Here is an 869-nt window from a genome sequence, read left to right on the forward strand (position 1 = left end):
TTTCCATTCACTTCTTTATAAACATAAGTGATGGTTGATTTTGGTTTATTCACATTACCTTTAACTGGATCAGATGATTCAAGGTGACCATTTTCATCAACCTTACCTACAGGATAATCACCCTTCGGTACAATCTTATAGGTCTTACCATCTTCTGCCTTGATGAAGTTAGGTTTTTCACCTTCTTCAGTAGTGTTATATGGTGTATCGTATGGTGAGTTTGGTGTGTCTTGACGAGGTTTTTGAATCTCTTTACCCTTCTCATCCACGTAAGTAATAACTACTTCACCTTTTGGCTTTTCTTTAAGTTTGTAAACATAGGTTACATTCTTATCACCTTCGATGACTTTACCAGTTGTTGGGTCTGATGACTTAAGGTGACCTTGTTGGTCATCAACTTCACCTACTGTGTAGTTACCAGCTGGAACCAATTCATAAGTCTTACCTTCGAATTCAATCTCTTGTGGACGACGATCTTGTGTGTCATAGTCTTTATCTACTGGTTGAGCTTCTTCGTCAGTTACATCACCTTTGATAGTCTTGCCTTCTGTATCTACATAGTGAACATAAACGTTTCCATTCACTTCTTTATAAACATAAGTGATGGTTGATTTTGGTTTATTCACATTACCTTTAACTGGATCAGATGATTCAAGGTGACCATTTTCATCAACCTTACCTACAGGATAATCACCCTTCGGTACAATCTTATAGGTCTTACCATCTTCTGCCTTGATGAAGTTAGGTTTTTCACCTTCTTCAGTAGTGTTATATGGTGTATCGTATGGTGAGTTTGGTGTGTCTTGACGAGGTTTTTGAATCTCTTTACCCTTCTCATCCACGTAAGTAATAACTACTTCACCTTTTGG

At 37.5% G+C, this 869-nt stretch carries 1 protein-coding gene; it reads right to left on the reverse strand.

The window, feature by feature from the left end; genetic code table 11:
• On the reverse strand, positions 1-869 hold an 869-nt coding region (locus tag QM911_RS09855), incomplete at both ends, for a MucBP domain-containing protein (RefSeq protein ID WP_414313881.1).

The organism is Streptococcus infantis, assembly GCF_047460825.1.
In the GTDB taxonomy this organism is placed as follows: Bacteria; Bacillota; Bacilli; order Lactobacillales; family Streptococcaceae; genus Streptococcus; species Streptococcus infantis_V.